The following is a 7,142-nucleotide window of genomic DNA, read 5'->3' as shown; positions in this document are numbered from 1 at the left end:
GAGAGACCGGCGTCAGGTTATCGCAAAGGGAAGCGTACGCCGCGTGTGCGGTCGTGGCTGATACGTCACAGCGGCAGCCGCCGCCGGGGCCCGGCCCGTTCCGGGCACGTCCGCCGAGGCCGCCGCCGCTGTGACGTATCAGCCACGACCGCACACGCGGCGTACGCTTCCCTTTGCGATAACCTGACGCCGGTCTCTCGACGTCGAGAGAACATCCTCGGCTCCAGTGCGCCGGTGTGCCTGGGGCACCTGGCGATTTGCTGGAGAAGGTAGAAATGACCCGCACCCCCGTCAACGTCACCATCACCGGAGCGGCCGGCCAGATCGGCTACGCGCTGCTCTTCCGCATCGCCTCGGGCCACCTGCTCGGTGCCGACGTGCCGGTGAACCTGCGCCTCCTGGAGATCCCGCAGGGCCTCAAGGCCGCCGAGGGCACCGCGATGGAGCTCGTCGACTGCGCGTTCCCGCTGCTGCGCGACATCACGATCACCGACAAGCCGGCCGAGGCCTTCGACGGCGCCAACGTCGCGCTGCTGGTCGGCGCCCGTCCGCGCACCGCCGGCATGGAGCGCGGCGACCTGCTGCAGGCCAACGGCGGCATCTTCGGCCCGCAGGGCAAGGCCATCAACGACCACGCCGCGGACGACATCAAGGTCCTCGTCGTCGGCAACCCGGCCAACACCAACGCCCTGATCGCCCAGCGCAACGCCCCGGACGTCCCGGCCGAGCGCTTCACCGCGATGACCCGCCTGGACCACAACCGCGCCCTCGGCCAGCTGTCGGCCAAGACCGGCGCCCTGGTCTCCGACATCAAGCGCGTCACCATCTGGGGCAACCACTCCGCGACCCAGTACCCGGACATCTTCCAGGCCGAGATCGCCGGCAAGCCGGCCTTCGAGGCCGTCGGCGCCGACCAGGCCTGGCTGGAGAACGACTTCATCCCGACCGTCGCCAAGCGCGGCGCCGCCATCATCGACGCCCGCGGCGCCTCCTCGGCCGCCTCGGCCGCCAACGCCGCCATCGACCACGTGTACACCTGGGTCAACGGCACCGCCGAGGGCGACTGGACCTCCATGGGCGTCGTCTCGGACGGCTCCTACGGCGTCCCGGCCGGCCTGATCTCCTCCTTCCCGGTCACCACCAAGGACGGCAAGTTCGAGATCGTCCAGGGCCTGGAGATCTCCGACTTCTCCCGCGGCCGCATCGACGCCTCGGTCAACGAGCTGGTCGAGGAGCGCGACGCGGTCCAGGCCCTCAACCTGATCTGAGCGCACTGATCCGGGCACGGCCCGGCCGAGCCACGTACGGCCCGCCACCGCCTCTTCCGCAGGCGGCGGCGGGCCGTCGCTCTACACTGACCCCCCGTGAGCGAAACCATCGAGGACGCGGCGCTCGTTCTCGTCTTCATCATGCTGGGCGGCCTGTTCAACGTCGCGGAGATCTCGCTGATCTCGCTGCGCGAGGGCCAGATCCGGACGCTGGAGGCGCGGGGCACCCGACGTGCAGCCCGGGCGGCCCACCTGGCCGCCGACCCGAACCGCTTCCTGGCCGCCGTCCAGGTCGGGGTGACCTGCATGGGCTTCCTGTCCGCCGCGTTCGGCGCGGACACGCTGGCCGGCAAGGTGGCCCCGGTGTTCGTGCGGGCCGGGCTGTCCGAGGGCCTGGCCGACGCGGTCTCGCTGGTCGGGCTGACCCTGGTGATCAGCTACGCCTCGCTGGTCCTCGGCGAACTCACCCCGAAGCGGATCGGCCTGCAGCGCGCCGACTCGATCGCCCTGCTGGCCGCCCCGGTGGTCGACGTGATGTCGGTGGCGCTGCGGCCGGTGATCTGGCTGCTCGGGCACTCCACCAACCTGATGGTCCGGCTGCTCGGCGGCGACCCGGCCGCCGGGCGCGGCTCGATGAGCTCCGAGGAGCTGCGCGGCCTGGTCGCGGCCAACACCGAACTCGGCAGCGACGAACGGGCGTTGATCGCCGACGTGTTCTCCGCCGGGGAGCGCCAGCTGCGCGAGGTGATGGTCCCGCGCACCGAGGTGACCTTCCTGGACGCCGAACGCCCGCTCGAAGAGGTCCGGGAACAGGCGAGCTCCTCGCCGCACTCCCGCTACCCGGTGGTCGAGGGCAGCTACGACGCGGTGACCGGCTTCGTGCACGTCCGCGACCTGTACGGCGCCCGCGGCGAGCAGGCCGCCAAGGTCCGCGACCTGGCCCGCCCGATCAAGCTGCTGCCCGGCACCAAGCGGGTGCTGGAGGCGATGGGCGAGATGCGCCGGGAGGGCCACCACCTGGCGATCGTGGTCGACGAGTACGGCGGCACGGCCGGCATCGTCACCCTGGAGGACCTGGTCGAGGAGGTGATCGGCGAGATCCGCGACGAGTACGACACCCACGAGCCCGTCCCCACCCGCCGGCTGGCCGGCGGCGGCATGGAGCTGGACGGCCTGCTGAACCTCGCCGACTTCACCGAGGAGACCGGCGTCACCCTTCCGGAGGGGCCGTACGAGACGGTGGCCGGCTGTCTGGTCGCCGCGCTGGGCCGGCTGCCGGCCGAGGGGGACCAGGTCCGGATCCCGGTCGGCGCCGAGGAGGTCCGGCTGACGGTGGCCAAGCTGGAGGGCCGGCGGATCGCCCGGGTCGGGGTGAGTGCCGTCACACTGGCGGAACCTCCAGGGGCAGACGTTTCCTGACCGGTCGGTGGAACTGGAACAATGGCCCGCATGGTCAACGCAGCGATCACTGGTCCGGGCAAGGACCGTCCCCGGGTGCTCTCCGGCATCCAGCCCACCTCCGGCTCGTTCCACCTCGGCAACTACCTCGGTGCGGTGCGCCAGTGGGTCGACCTGCAGAAGGAGAACGATGCCTTCTACATGGTGGTCGACCTGCACGCGATCACGGTGCCGCAGGACCCGAAGGTGCTGCGGGAGAACACCCGGATCTCCGCCGCCCAGCTGCTCGGTGCCGGCCTGGACCCGGAGCACTGCACGCTGTTCATCCAGTCCCACGTGCCCGAGCACGCGCAGCTCGGCTGGGTGATGAACTGCCTCACCGGCTTCGGCGAGGCCTCGCGGATGACCCAGTTCAAGGACAAGTCCGCCCGGCACGGCGCCGACAGCACCACGGTCGGGCTGTTCACCTATCCGATCCTCCAGATCGCCGACATCCTGCTCTACCACGCGGACGCGGTGCCGGTCGGCGAGGACCAGCGGCAGCACGTGGAGATCACCCGCGACGTCGCCGAGCGCTTCAACGCCCGCTACAGCCCGACCTTCACCGTCCCGAAGCCGTACATCCTCAAGGAGACGGCGAAGATCCAGGACCTCCAGGACCCGGGCGCCAAGATGAGCAAGTCCGCCGCCTCGGACAAGGGCCTGGTGAACCTGCTGGACGACCCGAAGAAGAGCGCCAAGAAGATCAAGAGCGCCGTCACCGACACCGGCACCGTCGTTTCCTACGACGAGGAGGCGAAGCCGGGCGTCTCCAACCTGCTGCGCATCCACTCCGCGCTGAGCGGCCAGTCGGTGGAGCAGCTGGTCGCGCACTTCGAGGGCAAGATGTACGGCGCCCTGAAGACCGAGCTGGCCGAGCTGTTCACCGAGTGGGTGACCCCCTTCCAGGAGCGCACCCGCACCTTCCTGGACGACCCGGCCGAGCTGGACCGGGTGCTGGCGATCGGCGCCGGGAAGGCCCGCGAGGTGGCGTCGGCGACGCTGGAGACCGTCTACGACCGGATCGGCTTCCTCCCGGCCGCCAAGCGGTGACGCCACTCAGTCGTCTGCCCGGTGGTGGCGAGCTCCCGGAGCTCGTCACCATCGGCGTGTCCGTGTCCGTTCCGGACCCGTACGGCGCGCGGATCCAGGACACCCGGGCCGGGCACGGTGATCCGCTGGCCCGGTCGATACCGACGCACGTCACGCTGCTGCCGCCGACCGAGGTGGCGGCCGCGGAGCTGCCGAAGATCGAGGAGCACCTGGCGGCGGTGGCCGGCGCGCACCGGCCGTTCCGGATGCTGCTGCAGGGCGGCGGCACCTTCCGCCCGGTCTCGCCGGTGGTGTTCGTGCGGGTCGAGGAGGGCGCGCAGGAGTGCAGGCTGCTGGAGGCGGACGTCCGCTCCGGCCCGCTGGCCCGGGAGCTGGCCTTCCCGTACCACCCGCACGTGACGGTGGCGCACGGCCTGCCGGACGACGTGCTGGACCAGGCGTACGAGCAGGCCCGCGGCTTCCGGGCGGCCTTCCGGGTGCCGGGCTTCAGCCTCTCCCGGTTCGACGCCGACGAGGTCTGGCGGCCCTGGCGGGCCTACGACTTCGCCTGATGCCGACCACCCGTCAGGCCCGCCTGGCGGGCCCGACCACCCGTCAGGCCCGGCCGAGTTCGAGCATCCGGTCGACCACCCGGCGGGCGGCGCCGCCGTCGTCCAGCCCGCAGTGGGTGGCCCGGAAGCGGCGGTAGCGCTCCTCGTACCCGGCGGGTAGCGCGGCGCCGCCGTCGGCGAGGTCGCGCAGCACCGCGAGCAGCCCGGCCGAGGTGGGCACGAGCGGCCCGGGGGCCTCCGGCTCGAAGTCGAAGTAGAACCCGCGCAGGGTGTCCCGGTAGTGCTCCAGGTCGTAGGTGAAGAAGAGCACCGGCCGCCCGGTGATCGCGAAGTCGAACATGATCGACGAGTAGTCGGTGACCAGCACGTCCGCGATCAGCAGCAGCTCCTGGACGTCGGGGTAGTCGCCGCAGTCGTACAGGAAGCCGTCGCCGGCGCCGGGCAGCGGCTCGCGGACGTGCACGTGCGGGCGGATCAGCAGCACGTGGTCGCGGCCGAGGGTCCGCCGGGCGTGGTCGAGGTCGATCCGCAGGTCCAGCCTGAAGCCGTTGCCGTCGCCGCGCTGCTGGTCCTCGCGCCAGGTGGGGGCGTACAGCACGACCCGCTTGCCCTCCGGGATGCCGAGCCGGCGGCGGACGGCGGCGGCGTGCGCGGCGTCCGGCCGGGCCAGCACGTCGCCGCGGGGGTAGCCGGCCTCCAGGATCTCGCCGTCGTAGCGGAACGCGCGGCGCAGGATGGGGGTGGCGAACGGGCTGGGGGAGAGCAGCAGGCTCCACTGCGGGGTCTCCCGGTCGAGCGCCTCCAGGTAGCCGTGGTCGGCCAGCCAGGGGTTGTCGACGTCGTGGGCGATCCGCTTGAGCAGCGAGCCGTGCCAGGTCTGCACGACCACCTGGCCGGGGCGGCGCCGCAGGAAGTCCGGGAAGTGCGTGTTGCCGACCAGGTAGCGGCTGGTGGCCAGGGCCCGGTACCACTCGGGGCTCCAGATCCGCACCGCGCGGACCCCGGGGGGCAGTTCGGCCTGGGCGTCGTCGACCACCCAGAGGTGCTCCAGGGGCGCGCCGCGGCGGGCGAGTTCGGCGTGCACCGCGCGCGGGGAGTCGGAGTAGCCGCGGCCGCCGAAGACGTCGTACAGCACGGCGTCGTGCAGCGGCTCGCGGCGGGCGGCGGGGTAGCCGGCGGTGCGCTGGCGGGCCTGGGTCCAGGCGCTGCGCTCGCCGGGGGTGAGGACGGGCGTGGAGTCCAGCAGCAGGGTGTCGTGCCAGCGCCGCTGGAGCAGGACCCGCTTGCCGCCGGCCTGGGTGGCGGCCGGCAGGGCGGGGATGACGCCGGGGGCGGCGATCAGCGGCCGGGCCGGCCCGGGGCGGCCGGCCGGGTGGAGCGCGGCCTCCCAGATCCCCTTGCGCAGCGGCAGGGCGGCGCCGTCGGAGCCGGTGCGGGTGGCGGGCAGCCGGATCCGGAAGCGCCCGTCGGCGTCGCGGTCGACGGGGTGGCGGACCTCGCCGCCGGTGCCGCCGTGCCGGAGCACCAGGTCGAGCGGTCCGCTGCCGGGGCAGTGACCGGTGAGTTCGAAGCCGCCGGCCCGGGCCGCCAGCCGTTCGACGTAGCCGGCCGCGGGCTGGACGCAGAACTGGAGCCGGCCGTCGGCCAGGTGCTTGAGGTAGAGCGCCCGGTCGGGGTGGCCGGGCAGCGGGTGCTGGCCGGCCACCGGGCCGCCGCGCTCGTCCAGGGTGAGCTGCTCGGCGGAGCCGTCCGGGTGCACCAGCGCGGCGTCCCAGTGCTCGAGTTCGCCGCTGCCGCGCCCGCCGTCGGTGAACGGCCGGTACGGCAGGTGGACGGCGAAGGTGTCGCCGGTCCGGGCGACCGGCCGTTCGATGACGGCGTCGCTCTCCCGGTGGCGCAGCCGCAGCACGGTGCCGGGCGGGCAGTGGCCGGCGGTGCCGCGCAGGTCGAGGCCGTCCGGGTCGGGGACGGCGTGGGAGAGCCGGACGGCGGGGCGTTCGAGCCGCAGCCGCAGCCGGCCGTCGGCGAAGTGGGGCTGGAGCCGGACGTCGTGGTCGACCCAGCGGGCCGGCGGGTACTCGCCGGAGCCGCACCAGTGCGGGGCGAGCGTGCCGTACTGGCGGCGCAGCCGGGTGGGGCGGGGGCGGGTGAACAGGGTGGTCTCGATCTCCCAGTCGCCGAGCAGCCACTCCTCGCCGCGGCGCAGCCGGCGCGGCTCGATCAGGGCGGTGAAGCCGGACCAGTCGTGGTTGTGGTCGGGCTGGGCGCTGTCGTCGGTGACCTCGGGCAGCCGGCGGGGCCGGGAGCGCAGGTGGACGGGCGGCTCGTCCTCGGAGCGGTGCAGGGTGAGCCAGGTCCAGGCGGAGCCGGGGCGGGCGGTGTCCACGTCGTCGGGGCGGGCGAAGCCGGTGAGTTCGAGTCCGCGGGCGGTCCAGCGGGCGCGCAGCAGGCCGAAGGCGGCGTCCTCGTCACCGGGCGGCGGCAGGCCGTCGCCCGCCCGGGGGTCGGCGTGCGGCAGGACGAGCCGGGTGAGGACAGGCATGCGGAGGGGGACCCTTCGGGACGGGAACCCGGTCCATGGCGGTGGCCCGGGGGCCTCGTACCGCTCAGGTGAACGGACGGCGCCGATTCGCCATCCCATACCGGAATGACATGCGGGGTCAACTGTGAAGCCTTGCGGATTTGCTGAGAAATTCGTTGGCGAAACGTGAGTTCGAGTGCAATGCGCGTGCAAAGCACGGGGTGTCCCCAGGTAACACCCAGGAAGCACGGAGGCGCCCGGCGCGCTCGACGGCGGCGGCGCGGCGCTGGCTGGTGCCTTCGCGGGCGAGGT

The 7,142-nt window shown here is 73.1% G+C and carries 5 protein-coding genes; 4 read left to right on the top strand and 1 reads right to left on the bottom strand.

Annotated features, from left to right (window positions below; translation table 11 throughout):
- The first annotated feature begins 275 nt into the window (after nucleotides 1–275).
- The 4 genes from ABZ885_RS32295 to ABZ885_RS32280 all read left to right on the top strand — a co-directional run bounded on the left by ABZ885_RS32295 (nucleotide 276) and on the right by ABZ885_RS32280 (nucleotide 4,309).
- Nucleotides 276–1,268, top strand: a complete 993-nt coding sequence (locus ABZ885_RS32295) for a malate dehydrogenase (protein ID WP_360196537.1) — start codon at nucleotides 276–278, stop codon at nucleotides 1,266–1,268.
- A gap of 96 nt (nucleotides 1,269–1,364) precedes the next feature.
- A complete protein-coding gene (locus ABZ885_RS32290; RefSeq protein WP_360196534.1) occupies nucleotides 1,365–2,687 on the top strand; it encodes a hemolysin family protein in 1,323 nt (440 codons plus the stop codon).
- A gap of 30 nt (nucleotides 2,688–2,717) precedes the next feature.
- Nucleotides 2,718–3,758 (top strand): tryptophan--tRNA ligase, encoded by a 1,041-nt coding sequence (trpS, locus tag ABZ885_RS32285; protein WP_360196531.1) that lies wholly within the window; start codon nucleotides 2,718–2,720, stop codon nucleotides 3,756–3,758.
- Nucleotides 3,759–3,814: 56 nt separating this feature from the next.
- The gene (locus tag ABZ885_RS32280) at nucleotides 3,815–4,309 is read left to right on the top strand and encodes a 2'-5' RNA ligase family protein (RefSeq protein WP_360196528.1); all 495 of its coding nucleotides are present in this window, start codon (nucleotides 3,815–3,817) and stop codon (nucleotides 4,307–4,309) included.
- Nucleotides 4,310–4,352: 43 nt separating this feature from the next.
- On the opposite strand, the gene ABZ885_RS32275 is transcribed toward ABZ885_RS32280, so the two are convergent.
- Complete coding sequence (locus ABZ885_RS32275; RefSeq protein WP_360196525.1) at nucleotides 4,353–6,851, bottom strand: CDP-glycerol glycerophosphotransferase family protein; 2,499 nt, start codon at nucleotides 6,849–6,851, stop codon at nucleotides 4,353–4,355.
- Between the last annotated feature and the right edge of the window lie 291 nt (nucleotides 6,852–7,142).

Source organism: Kitasatospora sp. NPDC047058, assembly GCF_040643935.1.
Classification (GTDB): domain Bacteria; phylum Actinomycetota; class Actinomycetes; order Streptomycetales; family Streptomycetaceae; genus Kitasatospora.
Note: the sequence above shows the minus strand (reverse complement) of the source record. Positions and strands in the feature narration are given on the sequence as shown.

What these genes read in the sequence shown, in the direction of transcription:
- ABZ885_RS32295 (WP_360196537.1), top strand. Translation starts at nt 276, where the DNA reads ATGACCCGCACCCCCGTCAACGTCACCATCACCGGAGCGGCCGGCCAG.
- trpS (WP_360196531.1), top strand. Translation starts at nt 2,718, where the DNA reads ATGGTCAACGCAGCGATCACTGGTCCGGGCAAGGACCGTCCCCGGGTG.
- ABZ885_RS32275 (WP_360196525.1), bottom strand. Translation starts at nt 6,851, where the DNA reads ATGCCTGTCCTCACCCGGCTCGTCCTGCCGCACGCCGACCCCCGGGCG.